The organism is Secundilactobacillus folii (assembly GCF_009720675.1).
Classification (GTDB): domain Bacteria; phylum Bacillota; class Bacilli; order Lactobacillales; family Lactobacillaceae; genus Secundilactobacillus; species Secundilactobacillus folii.
This window is the reverse complement of sequence record NZ_WNJO01000003.1, coordinates 108,829-128,587: the sequence shown is the minus strand read 5'-3', so window position 1 is coordinate 128,587 and position 19,759 is coordinate 108,829. Positions and strand designations below refer to the sequence as shown.

Annotated in this window: 16 protein-coding genes and 1 riboswitch; of the genes, 9 read left to right on the top strand and 7 right to left on the bottom strand. The window is 44.4% G+C overall.

The window, feature by feature from the left end; all coding sequences use genetic code 11:
• Positions 1 to 157: 157 nt before the first annotated feature.
• Positions 158 to 745, bottom strand: a complete 588-nt coding sequence (locus tag GM612_RS03645; RefSeq protein WP_155431031.1) for a TetR/AcrR family transcriptional regulator — start codon at positions 743 to 745, stop codon at positions 158 to 160.
• Positions 746 to 1,024: 279 nt separating this feature from the next.
• On the opposite strand from GM612_RS03645, the gene GM612_RS03640 reads away from it, so the two are divergent.
• The 4 genes from GM612_RS03640 to GM612_RS03625 all read left to right on the top strand — a co-directional run bounded on the left by GM612_RS03640 (position 1,025) and on the right by GM612_RS03625 (position 6,362).
• Positions 1,025 to 2,503, top strand: coding sequence for a hypothetical protein (locus tag GM612_RS03640; protein WP_155431030.1), 1,479 nt, complete (start codon positions 1,025 to 1,027; stop codon positions 2,501 to 2,503).
• 116 nt (positions 2,504 to 2,619) lie between these two features.
• Positions 2,620 to 2,711, top strand: a riboswitch (TPP riboswitch).
• Between the two features lie 79 nt (positions 2,712 to 2,790).
• The gene (gene allB / locus GM612_RS03635) at positions 2,791 to 4,182 is read left to right on the top strand and encodes an allantoinase AllB (RefSeq protein WP_155431029.1); all 1,392 of its coding nucleotides are present in this window, start codon (positions 2,791 to 2,793) and stop codon (positions 4,180 to 4,182) included.
• On the top strand, positions 4,179 to 5,522 hold the full coding sequence (locus GM612_RS03630; protein WP_155431028.1) for an NCS1 family transporter: 1,344 nt from the start codon (positions 4,179 to 4,181) through the stop codon (positions 5,520 to 5,522). The genes allB and GM612_RS03630 overlap by 4 nt, the downstream gene beginning before the upstream one ends.
• Positions 5,523 to 5,675: 153 nt before the next feature.
• Positions 5,676 to 6,362 carry a matrixin family metalloprotease gene (locus GM612_RS03625; protein ID WP_155431027.1) on the top strand — a complete coding sequence of 229 codons (687 nt, stop codon included), beginning with the start codon at positions 5,676 to 5,678 and terminating at the stop codon, positions 6,360 to 6,362.
• Positions 6,363 to 6,645: 283 nt separating this feature from the next.
• On the opposite strand, the gene GM612_RS03620 is transcribed toward GM612_RS03625, so the two are convergent.
• Positions 6,646 to 7,380 carry a glucose 1-dehydrogenase gene (locus tag GM612_RS03620; protein WP_155431026.1) on the bottom strand — a complete coding sequence of 245 codons (735 nt, stop codon included), beginning with the start codon at positions 7,378 to 7,380 and terminating at the stop codon, positions 6,646 to 6,648.
• Positions 7,381 to 7,482: 102 nt separating this feature from the next.
• Here GM612_RS03620 and GM612_RS03615 point away from each other — a divergent pair, with 102 nt between their 5' ends.
• Positions 7,483 to 8,676 carry a helix-turn-helix domain-containing protein gene (locus GM612_RS03615; RefSeq protein WP_173021211.1) on the top strand — a complete coding sequence of 398 codons (1,194 nt, stop codon included), beginning with the start codon at positions 7,483 to 7,485 and terminating at the stop codon, positions 8,674 to 8,676.
• A 44-nt stretch (positions 8,677 to 8,720) separates the two neighbouring features.
• Here GM612_RS03615 and GM612_RS03610 read toward each other — a convergent pair whose 3' ends face one another.
• Positions 8,721 to 9,209, bottom strand: a complete 489-nt coding sequence (locus tag GM612_RS03610; RefSeq protein WP_155431024.1) for a pyridoxamine 5'-phosphate oxidase family protein — start codon at positions 9,207 to 9,209, stop codon at positions 8,721 to 8,723.
• 746 nt (positions 9,210 to 9,955) lie between these two features.
• Here GM612_RS03610 and metE point away from each other — a divergent pair.
• Positions 9,956 to 12,226 carry a 5-methyltetrahydropteroyltriglutamate--homocysteine S-methyltransferase gene (metE, locus tag GM612_RS03605; protein ID WP_155431023.1) on the top strand — a complete coding sequence of 757 codons (2,271 nt, stop codon included), beginning with the start codon at positions 9,956 to 9,958 and terminating at the stop codon, positions 12,224 to 12,226.
• Positions 12,213 to 13,079 carry a methylenetetrahydrofolate reductase [NAD(P)H] gene (gene metF / locus GM612_RS03600; RefSeq protein WP_155431022.1) on the top strand — a complete coding sequence of 289 codons (867 nt, stop codon included), beginning with the start codon at positions 12,213 to 12,215 and terminating at the stop codon, positions 13,077 to 13,079. Before metE ends, metF begins: the two co-directional genes overlap by 14 nt.
• A 414-nt stretch (positions 13,080 to 13,493) precedes the next feature.
• On the opposite strand, the gene GM612_RS03595 is transcribed toward metF, so the two are convergent.
• On the bottom strand, positions 13,494 to 14,150 hold the full coding sequence (locus tag GM612_RS03595; protein ID WP_155431021.1) for a matrixin family metalloprotease: 657 nt from the start codon (positions 14,148 to 14,150) through the stop codon (positions 13,494 to 13,496).
• Between the two features lie 225 nt (positions 14,151 to 14,375).
• Between GM612_RS03595 and GM612_RS03590 the strand changes: the two genes are divergently transcribed.
• Complete coding sequence (locus GM612_RS03590; RefSeq protein WP_155431020.1) at positions 14,376 to 15,200, top strand: TIM barrel protein; 825 nt, start codon at positions 14,376 to 14,378, stop codon at positions 15,198 to 15,200.
• A gap of 19 nt (positions 15,201 to 15,219) precedes the next feature.
• Positions 15,220 to 15,780, top strand: coding sequence for a DNA-3-methyladenine glycosylase I (locus tag GM612_RS03585; RefSeq protein WP_155431019.1), 561 nt, complete (start codon positions 15,220 to 15,222; stop codon positions 15,778 to 15,780).
• Between the two features lie 174 nt (positions 15,781 to 15,954).
• On the opposite strand, the gene GM612_RS03580 is transcribed toward GM612_RS03585, so the two are convergent.
• From GM612_RS03580 to GM612_RS03570, 3 genes are read right to left on the bottom strand one after another with little or no spacing between them, the layout of a single operon-like run.
• Positions 15,955 to 16,941: a glycosyltransferase family 2 protein gene (locus tag GM612_RS03580; RefSeq protein ID WP_425500326.1), complete on the bottom strand. Its 987-nt coding sequence runs from the start codon at positions 16,939 to 16,941 to the stop codon at positions 15,955 to 15,957.
• 60 nt (positions 16,942 to 17,001) lie between these two features.
• On the bottom strand, positions 17,002 to 18,312 hold the full coding sequence (locus tag GM612_RS03575) for a sensor histidine kinase (protein WP_343031783.1): 1,311 nt from the start codon (positions 18,310 to 18,312) through the stop codon (positions 17,002 to 17,004).
• 1 nt (position 18,313) lies between these two features.
• The gene (locus tag GM612_RS03570; RefSeq protein ID WP_155431017.1) at positions 18,314 to 19,003 is read right to left on the bottom strand and encodes a response regulator transcription factor; all 690 of its coding nucleotides are present in this window, start codon (positions 19,001 to 19,003) and stop codon (positions 18,314 to 18,316) included.
• Between the last annotated feature and the right edge of the window lie 756 nt (positions 19,004 to 19,759).

Below are 19,759 nucleotides of genomic sequence, written 5' to 3'. Positions count from 1 at the left end.
CCAGATGAACAATGCAGTGAAGAATATTACGCTTTTTTTCAAGGTGAATATTGATTAATTGGTGTTTCAAAAAGCTGGCTGACAGAAAATCAAAAGATTTCTGTCAGCCAGCTTTCTGGAAACTCATATTACAGTATCTTGATCCTATCAACACAGCCTAATCTTTAGCTGATAAACACATGCTTCTCAACGTACCAACACTGGTCGTGATTACTTGAATCAAATCTTCCATCCTAGCATTAGGCTTGTTGACTAGCCAATCAACGATTACACCGATCATGCCATAGGCCGCAAACTGGATGATTGCCATCTGTTTCATATTAGCTGGATCATCGTGTTCAATATTAATAATGTGACGAATTAACAAGTCACAAATCTGATTTAAGACTTTGATATCGCTTCCATGATTGGTCATAACTTCAAAGACCGGCTTGTTTTCAACGATGTAATGCACAAAATGCTCTGCAAGTGGTGCAAAGTTATTATCTTGATCGTGAGGATAATACTGATTAAAAATTGCCGTGAGATTCTCAATGTTATCACTCACAATTGAATCATACAGATCGTAGACATCCTTATAGTGGATGTAAAAAGTTCCTCGCCCAATATCGCAAGCTCTAGTGAGTTCCGCGACGGTCACTTTATCAATTGATTTTTCTCCTAAAATCTTAATAAAGGTTTCCTTTAATTGGTGCTGGGTTCTAATAGTTCTTCGGTCTGGTCGATTACTCTTTTTAGCTCCCATACTTAACCCCCCTGGGTAGTGGAGTTATCGCCCATTTACTCTCCCTTAAAAACTGGACAATGTTGGTTTATCTGTTGATTAATGAATAGGTTTACTTCAATTGCACATTGTGGAGTTTCCATAGTTCCATTATATTGTATTTGGGATTAAAAACAACAAGAATATCGTTGTTGGAGTTATTTTTACTAGCTTTTTGGGAGAAGCTACGCAGAGAAAAATATAAATGCCGAATGTTGGGATTCCGGCGTTTTGTTTTACAGTGAAATAGGGGGAGCCACAATGGAATATTTTACGTTTTTGGAGAAGGACGATCGGGTGAAAATGCAGATATTGCTGAAGTTAGATCATAGTCGAGCTAGGAGAGTTAGTATAAAACGGCTATTAGATGACTTGGGGTTAACGCGATATCGCTTGAATAAGTTGCTAAATAGTTTAATTGAAGACCTAAATCAATTTAAAGAAACCAGTTGTCGACTGGTTTTTGAAGACAATGAGTTAGTCGGTGACAACCTTAGTTTTAGTCTGTTGCAAGCCATTCAGCTGAAATACCTGAAACGCTCGCTTCGATTCCAGATTTTTCAATATGAATACGTCGATCGACAGGGTGAGACCCGTCAGCAGTTTCTTAAAGAACACTACTTGAGTCAGTCAAGATACTATGCAATTCGAGCTGAAATGGATCCAATTTTGAATGACAATCAACAGCCTACTAAGTCACCAGTTCTAAATGTTCATCCTGAACTGCGTAAGCGAGTTCAGCTGACCAATATTTACGCTCATTTCTTTAATGGCATTGAGAATCCATTTCCAGATATTAATACTGAAACTGCTAAATTCTGTAATTTTATCACCATGACTTTTAAACTTTCACTCACACCGGGTCAACAGTTAAAGTTGCGGATGTTCTTTCAGATTCAGTACAAACGATTACAAGGCCGCCATTTTGTTAATATTCGTCATTTAGCCAAATTACAGCCTGATAGCAGACTACCATTCTTAAAGAACTACTACCTTAAAAATGTACCACATGCGGAATCAGCCGATATTGATTCTGAAGTTGGTTTTCTACTTTTATTCATGGCCAGTGAAGAGATCGTCCAGCACGCGCCGGTGAAAGTCGCCAACACTTTTGAAAAACAGTTTGTTAACGCTACGCAGCAATTTGAACGCGTACTGGCGAACACACCAGTCTTAAGTCAGGATCAATTTTCAGAGCAATTGCGGCATCAAATTGCCTTGCATTTGGCAAAGATGAGCAACTCATTTCTAGTTTTTGACTTTAATCAGATGTATAAAGTCAAAAGCAGAGATGGTCAGCATCTGACCCGCAACTTTCCGGGACTGACACTACTGGCTAAAGACCTAGTCCGAACAGCAACGGCGATTTTTAAACTCAATTTGGCAAATGGTTGTCAAACTGACTTAACCAATTTTTATCTGCGGGTGCTGATCGACAGTATTCCTAGCCGTTTAATGCAAGATAAAGTGACGATCTGTGTGGACTTTGTTCAAAATGAAATTCCAAAGGACTATTTTTCACAGATGATTCGCGTTAACCTTGGTGGTGGCATCGTTTTTGCTGATCATCTGAGCAGTAACGTTGATATTTATCTGTCGGATATCTTCGTGGCTGGTATTCGAGATATTCCGCAAGTGACCTGGTCGGATCCACTACAAATGTCAAACTGGGATAATTTAAGAAAGAAAATTGTTCAGGTGAAGTTGGAAAAGGTCGCTAAGGTTGTGGCAGTTAGTTAATGCTGTTAATGATCGGTAAACTGATTTTTTCAGTGAATGAGCTCTCGATTCGCCACGGATTCATGAGTGGTGCTTGACATCATCTACCAAATTGTATTTAATAATAGACAATAAAACATTGTGGTCTGGGGTGCTAGCGATAGCTGAGAGATACCCAAATAACCTGATGCAGTTCGTACTGCCGTAGGGAGCGCCATTAGTCGAGAGACTACCAGTCCATTTGAGTTATTCAGATGGACTTTTTATTTGCGCAATTTCCAGCCCCCAATGTGTCTGGAGGAAATCAAATGCAAGTAGCGACCGTTATTAAAAATGCTGCAATTGTCACCCCGACAAGCGTCGTTAAAGGTGAGCTGGCAATTGAGAATGGCAGAATTGCTGCCATCGGGAACCTGTTAAATCACGGCTTAACTGCGGTAACAACGATTGATGCCAAGGGGCAACTGGTACTGCCTGGTATGGTGGATGCCCACGTCCACATCAACGAGCCGGGGCGCAGCGACTGGGAAGATTACCAAACTGGCAGCCAAGCACTGGCGGCCGGTGGCACCACAAGTATGGTGGTGATGCCGTTAAATGCCCTGCCAGCGCGCACGACAGCTGCTGAATTCAACCGTCATCGCCAAATTGCCTCGGGTAAATCGTATGTTGATTTCGCACTGTATGGTGGCTTGGTACCGGGGAATCAGGCTGAAATAGAAGCGATGGCAGCTACTGGGGCAGCGGGATTTAAAGCTTTTATGGCAACGGCTGGGACGGACACGCCTGGTGATTTTCATAACGTGGACGATTATGATCTCTACTGGGGGATGCAAGCCACTGCTAAGACTGGGCTGCGACTATCCTTGCATGCAGAGAATGCGGTGTTAACGGATCGACTAGCCGAAGCAGAAATTGCACAGGGTCATACTGACATTCAAGCCTACATTGATTCTCGACCGCCAATGGTGGAGGTCGAAGCAGTAAGAAGAGCTCTGTATATTGCTAAACAGACCGGCTGCAAACTGCACTTTGTTCACCTATCAACTGGGGCAGCAGTCCGAGAGGTTCAAAGAGCGCGCCAGGCAGGACAGGACGTGACCTGTGAAACCTGTGTCCACTATTTGACCCTGACGACAGCTGATTTTAAGCGCATTGGGCCGCTAGCTAAGTGTGCGCCTGTACTGAGGTCACCTGAGATCCAGGCCGACCTCTGGCACGAAGTCCAAGCTGGTCACGTGGATATTGTGACCTCTGACCACTCACCTGCACCAGCAGCAATGAAGGCTGACCCTCACAATAATATTTTCGAAGTCTGGGGTGGTATCAGTGGGGCACAGAATAACGTGGACTTGTTTTACGATGTGGGGGTAAAATCCGGCAAGTTATCCGTCACCCAGTTTGTGCATTTGACAGCCCAACGTCCTGCGGAACTATTCGGCCTGACACAGAAGGGGCAACTCACGGTTGGTAAAGATGCGGACTTTGTTTTGCTGGACCCTAACGCTAGTTATACGTTACGTAATGAGGATCTATTCTATAAAAATAAACTGTCTGCTTACGTTGGCCGGACGATTCACAGTCGAGTAACGCGAACCCTCTTACGTGGCCAAACGATTTTTGAACTGGGACGACCGTTCAGTAAAGAGCCAACTGGTAAATTCTTAACGAACGACCTGCGAACGGAGGCAACGTTATGACACCATCCATCAGCAATGATAGGTGGGATAACGTTGCCGCTGATTTACGGCCGTTGACCACTGACACACGGCATGTTGGTACGCTTGCTTACGCGGCGATGTGGCTGGGTGATGGCTTCAACATTGGCAACATTACCTTAGGCTCTTCGATTGTCGTGGCTGGTGCTGCAACGTTGAACCTGATGCAGACGATGACTGCTGCAATAATTGCCATTTCGTTGATTTCGTTGATTTTTACCTTCAATGATCGTTTCGGTTATCAAACGGGAGCACCGTACGTGATTCAACTGAGATTATCGTTCGGGCAGCAAGGTGCCAAGCTTGCCAGTCTTCTGCGCGGGGTGCCAGCCATCGTTTGGTTTGGTTTTCAAAGCTGGACGGGTGCGCTGGCACTGAATCAGATTAGACGGATTCTTTTTGGTTATCGACAGGATTACACTTTTCAGGCCTTTTTGATTTTTCAACTGATGCAAGTGCTACTTGCGCTAGGTGGATTTAAATCCATCAAGGTTGTGAATAGTCTCATTGCAACGCTGGTGATGCTTGCCATGGTGGGTGTTTTCATTCTTTTGATTACTCAGCACCAGTTGGCGATTCAACAACGATTTGTGCACGCTAAAGGCACGTGGGGACTGCCATTTTGGAGTTTAATCGTAGCCTTTCTTGGTAATTACACCGCCATCTTTGAGTCGGCCGCCGATTATTCACGGGAGCTGAAAACGGGCGTTAGCAGCGGACGACGAGCACTATTGTATTTATTACCCATTGGCATAGCGTATGGGTTAACGATCCTAACTGGCGCCATGATTGCGGTAGTTACGGGGATCGCCAGCCCGGTCAATGCCATGGCCGTACTCTTTCACAATCAAGCCGTGACTGTTATCGTTTCAGTTTTCATTGTGCTGGGAACGATCACGACCAATACCGTTGCCAACATCATGCCGCCGACTTACATGCTAACGGGGATCTTGAAGATGCCGCAAAAAGGCGCCACCGCAATTATTGGCGTCTTGGCAGTACTAACGTGTCCGTGGTTGCTCGTGCAAAATAGTTCAGCTACTGGTTTAGCCCTGTTTATTCATATTTACGCCATCTTTTTGGGTCCAATGACGGCAATTATTTTGATTGAGTATTACGTGCATCGACGTCAAAAAGTTTCCATGGCCGATCTCTATGCACCGCAAGTGCCACTCTATACTTGGCGGGCACCCTTGGCACTAATATTGGGAGCAGTTGCAGCAGCCTTCACCGTGAATGTGTCATGGTTCGTTGGTTTTTTCGTGGGTGGGTTAGTTTATTGGTTATTGGGGTCACCGAAAAATCACGAAAAAAGCCTTTGAAAGCTGCTATCTGCAAGGTTGTTAAACGATTCAATTTCACAAGCATCATAAACTGGTTTTAAGACATTCTATGATATTATCTCATTGGGGTACATCCAACTTTATCCGTTGATTTATTTGACAGTTTTAACCAATGATAAAGGAGGCAGTACTATGTTCATTAGTGCAGGTAAGCTATTATTATGTCTGTTTGTTGGGTTGGTTGGTTTAGCCTGTGGCGCCGCGATCACTGCGCAGGCCGAGATCACGCCGGTTAAGCCTTACCGTTTTGCCACTGATGAAGCCACCGTTCGCATGACTGTCACGAGTCCCTATTATCAGCAGATCTGGCGTCAAGCGCTGACTAACTGGAATCACGAACACGTCTTTCAGTTCAGATTGACCACGGCTGCCCAAGCGCAGATCACGATTGCTCCGATGCCACTAAACGAAAGAAAGGCCAGTATCGCGGGTTTGACGTATGTCACCTACAACAATGACGACTTGATCACCAAAGTCGACACTTATCTTAACAGTACAACACTGAAGACTTACAAGTACACCCATCAGCAACGGATCGATGTGGCAGAACACGAGCTAGGTCATACCATGGGTCTGGCACACAATCCGCAGATGAAAAGTGTCATGTACTTTGCTAACCGGTACTATTCGATTCAAAAGGTAGATGAAGAGGCGGTCAACCTGGATTATCGGGCTCAATTTCCTCGCTCGGTGACTGACACTAAAAGTGCCGAGACGTACGCTCAGGACGGCGTGCAGCAACGACCGCTGTTTAACCAGTTGAATAAGTTAGTTAAACGAGATCGGGAAACTACAGCCATCAGTTGGCGAAAAAATTGATCAAAGGGCTTCAAAAGAGAGCTGTTATTCGGGGAAACGGCTCTTTTATTGGCAGTACATTTGTGGTGTAAATAACGATTATTCCTGCTTTAATTCCACAGAGAAAAACGGCTTATCGCAAAATCTGATTTTTGGACTTTAGCGATAAGTCGTTTTTTAGTGACCGTGTTATCGAATCTTTGCCACAGTCGTTTCGGGATGTTAAATTCAGTTGAACTTAGGTGGACCTTCCCACCAAAAATTCAGCGGTTCTGAATCAGCTTTCAAACAATGTACTAACGTTTTACTGAGCCGTTAACCCGCCATCAACCACGAATTCTGAACCAGTGGAATAACTGGCGTCATCTGAAGCTAGAAACAGCACCATCTTGGATACCTCTTCAGGCTCTGCGATGCGTTGTAATGGAATCGCCTTAGCAAACTGTTTCACGGCGTCATCTGTATCTCCTTGGTGAATCATTGGCGTTGAAATGACGCCTGGATGAACGGAGTTGACCCGGATTCCATAGTGAGACAGCTCTAAGGAGGCGGCCTTAGTCATTCCGCGCACAGCAAACTTAGTATCAGTGTACCCGATTGCACCACCCACCAGACCATTCATTGATGAAATATTGACGATGCTACCGTGACCGGTCTTTTTCATTTCGGCTGCCGCGTATTTCATACCTAAAAAGACACTTAATTGATTAATTTTGACAATCTTTAAGTAATCGTCAGTTGAAACGTCAAATAGCGACTTTGCATAGGTGATTCCAGCGTTATTAACAAGAATATCCAATTGACCAAAGTGAGCGATCGTCGTTTCAATCACGTGTTGCCAATCCTCTTCATTGCTAACATCCTGTTTCACGAATAAAGCGTTATCACCCAGTGAGTCAGCTAATTTCTCACCAGCCTCCGCGTTAATATCGGTGAAAACCACTTTAGCACCTTCAGCAACAAACAGTTTTACGTGTGACGCGCCCATTCCTTGTGAACCACCAGTTATAATTGCTACTTTACCCGTTAATCTAGCCATTTTTAAAACTTCCTTTACTGGTTATTTGCCATTATTAGTATAATAGAATATGAAAACGCTTAATTAATAAAAATCGGTTAATTGTTCAAAAGGAGAATGACAATGAGTGATACGATGCCCTACGTTAGTGCCAATTATTTGTCCGGGGAGTATCAACCACAGGCACTGACTATTGTGAGTCAAAAAATTAGCTCTTCTCAACCAGCTTATTTCTCGGATGAAGCGGAATTTCTCATCATTACTGCTGGGAGTGCGAGACTTGAAATTAATCGTCAGTCAATTTCATTAGTCGCGGGTGAAATTATTGAACTAATGCCTTACCAGATGCAGCAGCTAACATTGCAAACCAATCAAACGGTTGACTTATTTCGCGTTCGAATGGGCATGGGGCTGCCATTGTTATCATCAACAGACGAAAATAACTATGCGGAAGCTTTAAAAAGGACAGAGCAATACTATCCAATCATCAGAGTTACCGCAAGTGAACTGAACTTTCTCGCGCAGTTCTGCCAGGAAGTTATTCGGCAGAAGCAATTATCTAATAATGGAACGCCAAGCTTGAATCTGGCAGTAGCTTCTTATCTGTTGCATCTATTCCAAACAGGGGTCAAACTCCCTTCACCTCACGAAGACGTTGACCCAGCATGGCAGTGGCTCAAGTATCTCACTTTTCATCACCAATCGAATATCTCTTTGAGTAAACTGGCAGCACTTTTTGGTGCCAGTGAGGAACAAATTCAACGAGGGCTTAAAGCAATTAGCGGCTTCACTTTTGACCAATTACTTAATCAAGTTCGAATCCGTAACGCCACAGCGTTATTGCAATTCTCTGAATTAACAGTTCGACAAATTGCCAACGTTTGTGGTTTTCATAGCATTGGTACTTTTTACTATCAGTTTCAGCGAACTCATCGGTTGCTGCCAGGTGCGTACCGAGCTCAGTTAAAGGTCAATCATCAGTTGATTGGTGTTAGTGATGGCTGGGTGATTGGCGTGTATCTACTGGAACATTGTTCTGAGCCACTGACCGTAGCTCAAATTGCTGAGCATTTTAACTTCTCCATTGATACCGTTAGTGATCGTCTACAAAAACAATTTGGTCTGACCTTTAACCCGTTGCTTAATCTATTTCGTTGCAAGTTAGCCCGGCCGTTGGTTTTAGCCTCCTCATTAACGATTGAGCAAATCGCCGTGAAGGCTGGTTATCATGATGCTGCTAGCTTCGTTCGAAACTATCAAAAGGTTTGGCTGCTCACGCCAACCGCTGATAGACAAAAATACACAAAAAGGGCGTGATTACTGTTGCTCAGTAAATCACGCCTGGATTATTAGTTGCATCCTCAGTTGGCCAAATGCTGTTTGCCTGTATACTGTTCCACGTCTACTCGAATCACGCCCACGTGCTCCAAGTCATGCTGGCTAATTTCACCAGGCACTTCATGGCCGACTTCATGTTTAAGCACTAAGCGCAAAGCATGCTCCTTTTCTGTTAAATCGTCCACCAGCGTCGCCACACCAGATCCCAGCAGACTGCGATAAAAATAACTGTAGTGGCTGACGGGTTCACCGTCAGCTGGCGTATACAGCCCAGTCTGGTCAATAATGCTGAATGAAACGTTGGGGTTGGCAGCAATCAGCCCCCGTTTACGGCCCTCGGATGCCCCATGAATGTAAAGCCGCAGTTTGCCAGCCACCATTTCGTAGCCGTAATTGGTAGGGACAACGTAGGGTGCTGGAAAATCTAGTATACCTAAGTTGATGACTTTAGCGTTTGCCAAAATGGCTTGTTTAGTCGCCTCGTCGGTAATTTCTCGATCAGTTCTTCTCATTGATTAGACCTCATTTCAAATCAGTTAATGTTGATTATAAGACACTTTACTCAGAAAGTTCAATTTAGACTGTATTTTTTAATCATTGTCTCTTCATTGATAATCCAGCAAGAACCGAAACGCAGCTTAATATTTAAGTGGAGAAGGAATTTAAACCGAATTAAAGTCGAAGGTTGACATTTTTCTCTAATCAGTTTATCATCAGAACCACGATATGAAAAAGAGATTAGAAGATGAGTAGCACTTTTAACTTTTGTTAGAGAGCCGTGATCGATGGGAAGCGGTAAAGGGCGAGTGTGAAGATGGTCTTCAACTAAGTGGGGTATTCGAGCGTGAGTTAGAATACCATGGGAGTGCCCATTATCGCACAAGGGTATCATCAGGTACCCATCGAGGAAGTCAGTGTGAACTGGCTTTGAACTAAGGTGGTAACGCGAGTAATCGTCCTTACTTTCGCAGCAGTGCGAGGGTGAGGACGTTTTTTTATTAAGAGGTCTAAGCGGATGAGATTTGATGGGTTCAAACCACTAATCATTTTTGCCACCTTTAAACCACAATCGTCTCAAACATCAATGAAGAACGAAGGGAGAAACTACAGTGACCAAAATTAGTTATTTACATCGTAATAAGATCGCAACTGCCAGTTTCCTACTTGGTGACGGCATTGATGGTCAAGTCATGTGACTGTCGATCAGTACGTTTAATTGTTGAACACAATCATGAATCAGATAAAGGGGACACAGATTATGACAACTACTATCATTGGTTATCCACGGATTGGAACACATCGGGAATTAAAATTCGCCGTGCAAAAATACTTTAAGCATGAGATTACTGCTGACGAATTAGGACAAACTGCAGCGGAGCTCCGCCATCAAAATTGGCAAACGATTAGTGATGCTGGTATTGACCAGTTGGTTTCAAATGACTTTTCGTATTATGACACGACTCTAGACGCCGCAACGCTTTTCAATATCGTTCCTAAACGTTATAAAGCGCTTCACTTATCACCGCTTGACGAATACTTTGCTCAAGCACGTGGTTATCAAGGTGAAAAGGGCGATACCACTGCGCTCAGTATGAAGAAGTGGTTCAACACTAATTATCACTACTTAGTCCCAGAATTTGAGGACGATACGGATGTTAAGCTGGTTGGAACCAAAATTTTTGACGAGTATCAAGAAGCAAAGGATCAAGGTTACCAGACCCGTCCGGTTTTGCTTGGACCCTACACACTGCTGCAACTAGGCGCGTATGAGGACAATAAAAAAGCGCCAGACTTTACGCAGGCCGTTGTCAGTGCCTATGAGGAAGTCTTTTCAAAACTGGCTGGTTTAGGTGCTGAATGGATCCAGCTTGACGAACCGTCATTAGTGAAGGATCAATCCGAAGCTGATTTGGAATTGTTTACCGACCTCTATAAACCACTGCTTAGTAATAAGCACGGGTTGAAAGTCCTGGCACAGACCTACTTTGGCGATGTTCGCGACAGCTATGACCTGTTGACCTCATTAGATTTTGACGGTCTTGGACTGGATTTCCATGAAGGCGATGAAAGCCTTGACCTGATTCAAAAGCAGGGCTTCCCCGATGATGAGGTGCTGTATGCCGGCGTTATCAATGGTAAAAACGTCTGGAAGGCAAACTATGACGAGAAACTTAATTTGATTCACAAGTTGCCTAAGACCAATATTGTACTGTCAACATCCTGTTCACTATTACACGTACCGTATACGCTGGAAAATGAGCCGCAGCTAGATGAAAAATACAAGAAGTACCTGGCATTTGCGAAGGAAAAATTGACTGAACTGACTGATTTGGATCACATCTTGGGAGGTAGCGGCGAGGATGCTTTAAAGGCTAACGAAGCCCTATTTGCTAAGCCACGTTACCAGGAAAATCAAGCCATCATTGATAAAGTGGCTTCGTTAAAGGAAAGTGACTTTCACCGCGAACCATCCTTCAAGGAACGGGCTGAGATTCAAAAAAAGGAGTTCGATTTACCAGAATTGCCAACTACGACGATTGGCTCGTTCCCGCAAACTCGTGAGGTAAGGCGCAACCGTGCTAAATACAAGCGTGGTGAGATCACCAAGAAACAGTACGATCAATTTAATCGTGATATGATCAAACAATGCGTTGAATTTCAAGAGAAAATTGGCCTTGATGTCCTCGTTCACGGTGAATACGAACGTAATGACATGGTGGAATACTTTGGCGAGAAACTGGATGGGTTTCTGTTTACCAGCAATGCTTGGGTTCAATCATATGGTACCCGTTGCGTGAAACCACCAATTATCTGGGGTGACGTCAGCCGAAACCAGCCGATCACCGTGGCTGAATCAGTTTACGCTCAAAGCCTGACTGATAAGCCGATGAAGGGGATGCTGACCGGCCCAGTGACCATTCTAAACTGGTCGTTTCCGCGTGAAGATATCTCCAAAAAAGAAACCACACTCCAGATTGCTTTAGCCATTCAGGCTGAAGCTCTGGATCTTGAAAAGCACGGTATCAAGATCATTCAAATCGACGAAGCAGCCTTACGGGAAAAACTGCCATTACGCAAGTCGGACTGGTACAGCCGTTATCTTGACTGGGCGATTCCAGCTTTCCGGTTAGTCGGCAGTAAGGTTAAGCCAACGACGCAGATTCATACGCATATGTGCTACAGTGAATTTGGCGATATTATTGATGCGATTGATGATATGGATGCGGACGTTATTTCGTTTGAAGCTTCACGGGCCGATCTGACTTTACTTGATACCTTACAAGAGGATCATTTTAAGACCCACGTTGGACCTGGGGTATACGATATTCACTCTCCACGGATCCCAAGTGAAAGCGAAGTTGCCGGCACGATCCATAAGATTTTGAAGAAAGTGCCGTTGAACAATGTTTGGATCAACCCAGATTGTGGTTTGAAGACACGGGGCACGAAGGAAACCACAGCTAGTCTGGAAAACGTTGTCGCAGCAACTAAACAGGTACGTAAGGAATTAGCTCATGAAAGTCGTTGATTGTTTCGAAGAACGACCCGTGCTCTCGTTCGAAATCTTTCCACCAAGGGCGAATGCCTCGGAAAAGGCTTTGGATCGGTTTTACAACTGTCTAGAAACGCTGGCAAAATTGCAGCCGGCCTATATCAGTGTCACCTATGGCGCTGGTGGTGGTGACAACAAGTCTGGCACGCTTGACTTGTGCAGATATATTAAGGAAAAATACGATATTGAAGCAGTTGCACACATTCCGGGTATTAATTTCACCCATGAATCAGTTAAGCAGTACTTGGATCAACTTCAAGCGGCTCATGTCGATAACATCTTGGCGTTAAGAGGGGACTTACCAAAAGATGGCGTAATTAAGGGTGATTTTAAGTACGCGAGTGATCTGGTGACCGAGATCAAGCAGTTGGGCGACTTCAATATTATCGGGGCGTGTTATCCAGATGTACATCCGGAGGCCAAAGATAGTCTAACGGATATTCAAAATTTGAAGATTAAGGTGGATGCAGGCGTTTCGCAACTTATTACGCAGTTATTCTTCGAAAATGAACATTTTTATCAGTTCTTAGACCGTTGTGATCTGGCAAATATTAAGATTCCTATTCAAGCGGGTATTATGCCGGTGATTAATGAACGGCAGATCAAGCGGATGGCCACGATGAATGGGGTCGGTTTACCGCAGAAGTTCTTAAAGATGATGGCGCATTATCAGGATAATCCGGTAGCGATGAGGGATGCAGGCACAGCGTACGCGGTGGATCAGATTGTGGATCTGCTGTCGGAGGGTGTTGATGGGGTGCATCTGTATACGATGGATAATCCGGTAGTGACGCAGAGAATTTGTAGTGCGATTGAGACGTTGATTTAAGTCAAGGTGCGGAGCAACGCGGTTAGCGACCGGCGTGTAAGGGCACTTCAGCAGAATTTGCGGCGCACTTGGCCGTGAATTGTGCTGAAGTGCCTTTACACATAGGTCGCTGCGTTGGGGAGCCCGATTCAGCTAAGGTGCGGAGCAACGCGGTTAGCGACCGGCGTGTAAGGGGACTTCGGCAGAATTTGCGGCGCACTTGGCCGTGAATTGTGCCGAAGTGCCTTTACACATAGGTCGTTGCGTTGAGCAGCCCAGTTCAGCACAGTCCAAAACTCCCACTGGCCTTCAAATCAGAAATACCAAAGAAAACCGACAATTCGCCAACGGGCGCAATTGTCGGTTTTACTGATTGATAATATTCAGTAGAATGATATTTAGAAAACCTCAGCCATAAAATATATGAAGGTTTGGTTAGTTCAAAATCGTTGTTATCTGATCGTTTAAATTGCGCTTGCCGTTCATATTGCAAATGATGTGAATGGACGAATTGTTTAATTTTGAAATGTTGTTGCCGCTAATTGGCAGTAATGGTAATGCATAATGGTCGCGAACGCTTTGAATATCGACGTCTTGAATCGGGACGTAGCGGTTTTGAAAGTACATCACACTGTGAGGCGACGGGTTGTGTTCAAGACCGATCACATGGCCTAATTCATGTTCAGCCACGATGACCCGGGAGGCTTCACTATAGTGGTAGTACTTAAAGACGCCGGAATTCAGCTGGGTAATGGCTGACGTGATCTCATCGCCGCTATTAAAAAGCTGCGTCTGGCCAGCCACGCTCAGCTGAGTTGTCGTGTTACTCCAAGTCTTAGCCTGGACTTTTGGTTGGGTTGCAATCTTAAACGTGAACGCTCCAGTCCGATTCCAAGCGGTGATGGCTTTCCGCCAGACAGTCTGGTAATAAGTGGTGCCGGTGATATGGACAGTTGCCGTGGGTGTCGGGAAACGGTAAGGGCCAAAGGGCGTCTCTTGAACAGCCTTGGCAGTGGTGAAACCAAATGGCAAGCAGAAAATTATTGCATTTAATGTGGCCAAAAACAAATGTAGCAACAGGTTTCGAATCATGATGACACCTTCTTTTAGTTGTTATATTCGGCAACATTATTTCATCTATGTAAAGTGAAGTCCACTACTTTAACTTCAAATTGTCAAGTTTTATGTGGGTCGGGTAAAATAGCTTAATTTTAGTAGAAGTGTTAATTCTTTCTTATGATTATGAGAACCCAAGCTGAATTTATCGTTAAATTAGCTGTTTGGTGTTATAACTGGTTAACGAAATGAGGTGATAGGATGATGCCAAGTTTAGGTTTGAAAGCAAGTACGTCGCTGGAACAGATCAACGACCGGCTGCAGTATCAACCAAACGTTTTTGAATTTTACACAGACGCCCATGACATGACGAAAAATGGGCTGGCTCATTTAGAAGAGATGATCAAGTACGTCCGAGGTGCTGGTGTGCATAATATTGTGATTCATCACCCGATGGCTTATGATCACCATCATAATGAGGTTGGGGTTTCAGCGTTGAAGGATCCCGATGGCTATCAGTTCATGATGGGCACCGCTGATGCTTTGATTGAATTAGCGATTAAGCTGGACGTTCAGGTTCTGATTCACGGCGCCTATTCCGATGCCCGCGAAGTAGTTGCTGCCTTTGGCAATTTGGAGACCGCACGCCAAGTCGTCCTTGACCGGTTGGATTACTTCCAAAAACGTGGCGGTGATCACGTGATGATTGAAAATTCAACCTCACCCATCTTCGACTTTGGTAATCCCGAGGTTGAACAAGCGGTCATGGCACATCACTACCGTCTATGCTATGATATTAGCCACGGCTTCATTGTCCTGCACGGTAATAACGACAAATTAGTCGATAGCGTTAAGCGGTTAGCACTACAGACTGTCCATTACCACCTGGTTGATTCGATGGGTGATCACCACGACAGTTTGCAACTTGGTAAGGGTCGTGTCGACTGGTATCGAGTCATGCAGGTCGTGAACCGAAAGGCAACTAACATTTATGAAATTGATCTGGCTAACCAAAATGACTGTGCCGAAATGCTGGCCAGCCATGAGTATTTGAACCAACTTTTACGGACTAAACAAGTTTCATAAACTAACAGGAGATGGAGAAATGCGGTGTGATTGGGCTACGGATGCCGACGAGTTGATGCAGCATTACCACGATTACGAGTGGGGGACCCCCACTTATGATGAACGCGAAACGTTTGAACTGATGACACTGGAAATGATGCAGGCTGGGCTAAGCTGGCAAACCGTGCTACGTAAACGTCAGAACTTTAAGCAGGCTTTTGATAACTTTGATGTTGAAAGGGTGGCACACTATGATGCCGCTGATGTGGCTCGTTTGTTACACGACCAGGGTATCATTCGAAACCGGCTCAAAATCGCTGATACGATTCATAACGCGCAGGTGTTAAATGAGTGGCACGCTAAGGGTCAAACACTGAATGACTTCTTGTGGGCTTTCGTCGATGGTCAACCAATTGTTAATCGTTATGAGCACCAAACAGATCTACCAGCCCAGACGCCGCTGTCTCAAAAAGTTAGTAAAGCCCTCAAAAAAGCAGGGTTCAAGTTTGTTGGCCCAACGATTATCCAATCACTACTTGAAGCAGTTGGAATTTTAAACGACCATTTGGCTAAATGCACAGTGAATCAGTTACGGGACTAATGCTATTTGGCTTTAATTGGCGCTAAAATATTAATGATTTATACACAACAAAGAATCGAGAAGCCATCCCCTAAAGGATTACTTCTCGATTCTTTTGCGTATGAAGAAGTCGATTCGTTAATCGCTACTTCGCTATATCTCAAGCGTCGTCAACTAAAAGTTTGGTATTGCCGATTATGACTGTTCACGCGACTGAACGTGATTTGTTTGGAATCTAACAATTGAGCGTCGTTCAGGATTTGAAAAGCCGTGGGTACTCGCCACGATGTAAAGTGGTCGATGTTTAGTAGCGTTAAGAACTCGGAATAAATAACTGCCAATGATGCCAAGGCTAACCAGTACGGCGCTAACTAGAAAATACAAGCTAAAAACAAGTACCTTTAAAGTTGTTAGGCCAATGAAGGCTTCGATACCCAGATAAACCAAACCAAAAATCATTGCTAGGCTACCTATCCAAGTAGCAATTTTTAACGGCACTGCTGAAAAAGCTGTGATGCCATCCATTGCTAAATGCAACAGATGTCCACGACGGTTTGAATTTTTCGCGGTTCTCGCCTGGCGCTCATATCGGACACTAGTTTGTTTGAAGCCAACCCAGCTAACCATGCCGCGTAAAAACGGATCAGGTTCATTCATTTGTCTGAGAATTCTCACGACTCGTTGATCCAGCAACCGAAAATCACCTGCATCCAGCGGCACGTGAATGTGGGTGATCGCCCGAAAAACGCGGTAGAAAAGAGCCGAAAAGAAGCGGTGAAATAGGTTTTCGCCGTCCCGTGAAACGCGCTGCCCATAAACCACCTGGTTGCCAGCGTGCCATTTTTCAATCATGTCGGGGATCACAGCAGGAGGATCTTGAAGGTCTGCTGCCATGATCACGACTGCATCACCGGATGCGTACCGCAGTCCTGCTGTAATCGCAACTTGGTGACCGAAGTTGCGGGAGAGTTCAATGAGCTTAATGTTTTCGTTTCGATCCATTGCCTGTTGAATCAATCGGACGCTGTTATCCGTTGAGCCGTCATCTACAAAAAGGATCTCATAGTCTTCTAAACGATTAGCAATGTAATTTTCTAGGACGTCAATGGTTTCAGTGATCCCGGCTGCTTCATTGTAAACCGGCACCACGATCGACAAATAGTCAGTGGTTTTATCCATCATGGTTCGTCTTCCTCTACTCGTAATTTGAGCCCACTATATCGGATAAAACTTAGATTGACCTTAAAGTGGTAAGCTGACGACAAATACAGCTCCGTGAGGATGATGATCACGAACGAGAATTTTACCGTGGTGTTGGCTGACGATCCATTGGGCAATGGCAAGTCCTAGACCGTTACCGCCAGTCTTTGAATTGCGTGATTTGTCGGTACGATAAAAACGGTCGAAAATCTTGCCCTTTTCATCATCGGGGACGCCCGCCCCCGTATCTGCCACTTCAAGCTGCAGATTATCACGGACCTTCGTTGCTTTCACACTGACGGTTCCGTGTTCCGGCGTGTATTTGATCGCATTATCCAACAAAATTGTCAGCACTTGATGAATTAAATCGGGGTCTAGCGTGCCATGGCCCTTTAAGTCGATGGTGGACTGGAAAGATTTGTGCTGGCTCATAGCAATATCAGAATAGGGTTTTAAGATGTTTGTTAGCCAAGGAGCTAGGTCAACGTCAGTTTTGTTCAGTTGGATCACGTTTGAATCCGAACGCGCTAGCATTAAGAGACGGTTAGTCAACGTCTGCATATGACGAACTTCATCTAGCGCAGTTGAAACCTCGTCGATTTCGTCCATGACCCGGGCTTTTGGCTTAGTCAGCAGATATTCTAATTGGTTTTGAATGACGGTTAACGGGGTGCGCAGTTCATGAGCCGCATTGGCTGAGAAGTCCCGTTGTTTACGCCACGAATTGATGATTGGTTTCATACTCGACTTGGACAAGAGGTAAGCAATCGCAATTGCCAGCGCCCAGAAGATGATCAGAGTTGTAATCAGAGCTCTCCTGAAGCTTGACAGTGCTAATAAGTCGGCGTCAACGTTTTCCATGATCAAAACGTAGCGGCCAGAGTACATCGGGTTTGGATTCGTCGCTGGGACCTTGATCAGCAAGGTTTTGAAATGGCTGGTAACACCGTCCACTGTGAGTGTGGTTTCTGTGATCCGGTTTAAGTGGCTTTTGACCAGTTTGGTTTTCTTTAATAGATTAAAGTTATCCTCACCCAACATAGCATCGTTAACGACTTTGCCCTTTTTATTAAAGACGACAATGTTAGTGCGGAAGGGGCCGCCTCTGGAGGGATTTTTATTTTTAGCATCCTGTGCTGCGCGACCAGTTAGATGATTGATTTGCGGTTGGGGGGCATTTTGAAGAATCCGAATTTTCTGACCCTCAAAGCCTTCGTTAATATCGCGGTAAACGGATTTAGCAAAAAGGAAGTAAACGACTAGACCAAGGGCGGCAAACAACAGCGCAAAGGTGACCAGTTCCTTCCAAAAAAGCTGTCGTTGCTGCCGTTTCTCAGGAGTTTTAGGTTTCACATTAAGCCTCCGTTTCGAGCATATAACCAACGTTTCTTAACGTTCGAATTGGCTGCTGAGCGTCAGCCGTTTTAATTTTTTTACGCAAATTACTCATGTAGACTTCAACCACTGAAAGGGCGGTATCAGAATCAAAGCCCCATAGACGGTCGAAAATTTGGTCCTTAGTAATAATCGTGTCAGGATTTTGCAGAAAGTAGATCAAAAGGTCGTATTCCTTCCCATTCAATGACAGATTTTTATCGTTTAAAGAAACGGTTCGGTTGTTGAGATTGGCGGTAAAACCAGCCACGGTCAACTGGTTATCGGAACCGAGACTGCCAGCACGACGCAGCAAGGCCTTCACCCGCATCAATAATTCCTCACGGTGGAACGGCTTGGTTAGGTAATCGTCTGCGCCCAGTTCGAAGCCGCGAACCTTATCATCTAGGGTATCTTTGGCGGTTAAAATCAGTACAGGCATGTCTAACTTACACTCGGTTCGCCAGTATTTTAAGATGTCATAACCACCGACCTGTGGCAGCATGAGATCGAGAACAGTAAGGTCAAAGATGCCCTCTTTACCCAGCATTTGACCTTCCAAACCATCGTTACTGACAGTTGTTTCAGCAATTTCTGATAAGAACCGCTCGAGGCTTTGAGCAAGTGCCTCGTCATCTTCAACAATTAATATTTTTAAATCTTTACTCATTATAATTTATAGCCTCCGTAGCAGGGTGACGTTGTTTAAGTGTAGGTGATTTGAAATTAGAATTCAGGTCATTTCCCCGTCTTTTATGTTTTTTTAATTAGTCCTGTCAATTATATTCTCAGTAAACTCTATAATAATCGTTCATGTAAACAATGGTCAATCATTTTAGGTATTCTGTAACCAAAGAAACTTCTTTTGGTAAAATTTGATATCTTTAGTTCTTGTCTCACAAATAAAAGGTCAAAAGTTGCGCTCGAGTGATAATTCGTCACATAAAAAAACGTCCACATCAGTATGCCATCTGGTGTGAACGCTATTTATTACGAGGAGGGAATCAAATGTTAAACAAGTTTCCGACAACCAATAGTGGGCCGCAAGCTACCCAGTTTTGGGAGGCAGGCAATGGGTGAAGCTACGGCCCAATCGAAGTAGTGGAACATTTGCCTTCCCTTATTAAGTAGCCGTAGTCTACCCAGTTTTACATTGTTTTACAAGTGGTTTGACTCGGAAATTTTAGGATTGAATTTGGGATTGACTGAGGTGGTCTTGACTGTTATGTAGCATAATCAGGCTCCGCAACGTATAAGGCCACTTCGGCATAATTCACGTTACGGCCCACCGTAAATTCCGCCGAAGTAGCCTTATACGCCGGCCTTTAACCGCGTTTTTCCACACCTTTTTTAAATTTTTCTATCATCACAACCTTAACAATTGACCTTTCCCATCAAACTCATTAATCTATGTTTAATGATTATC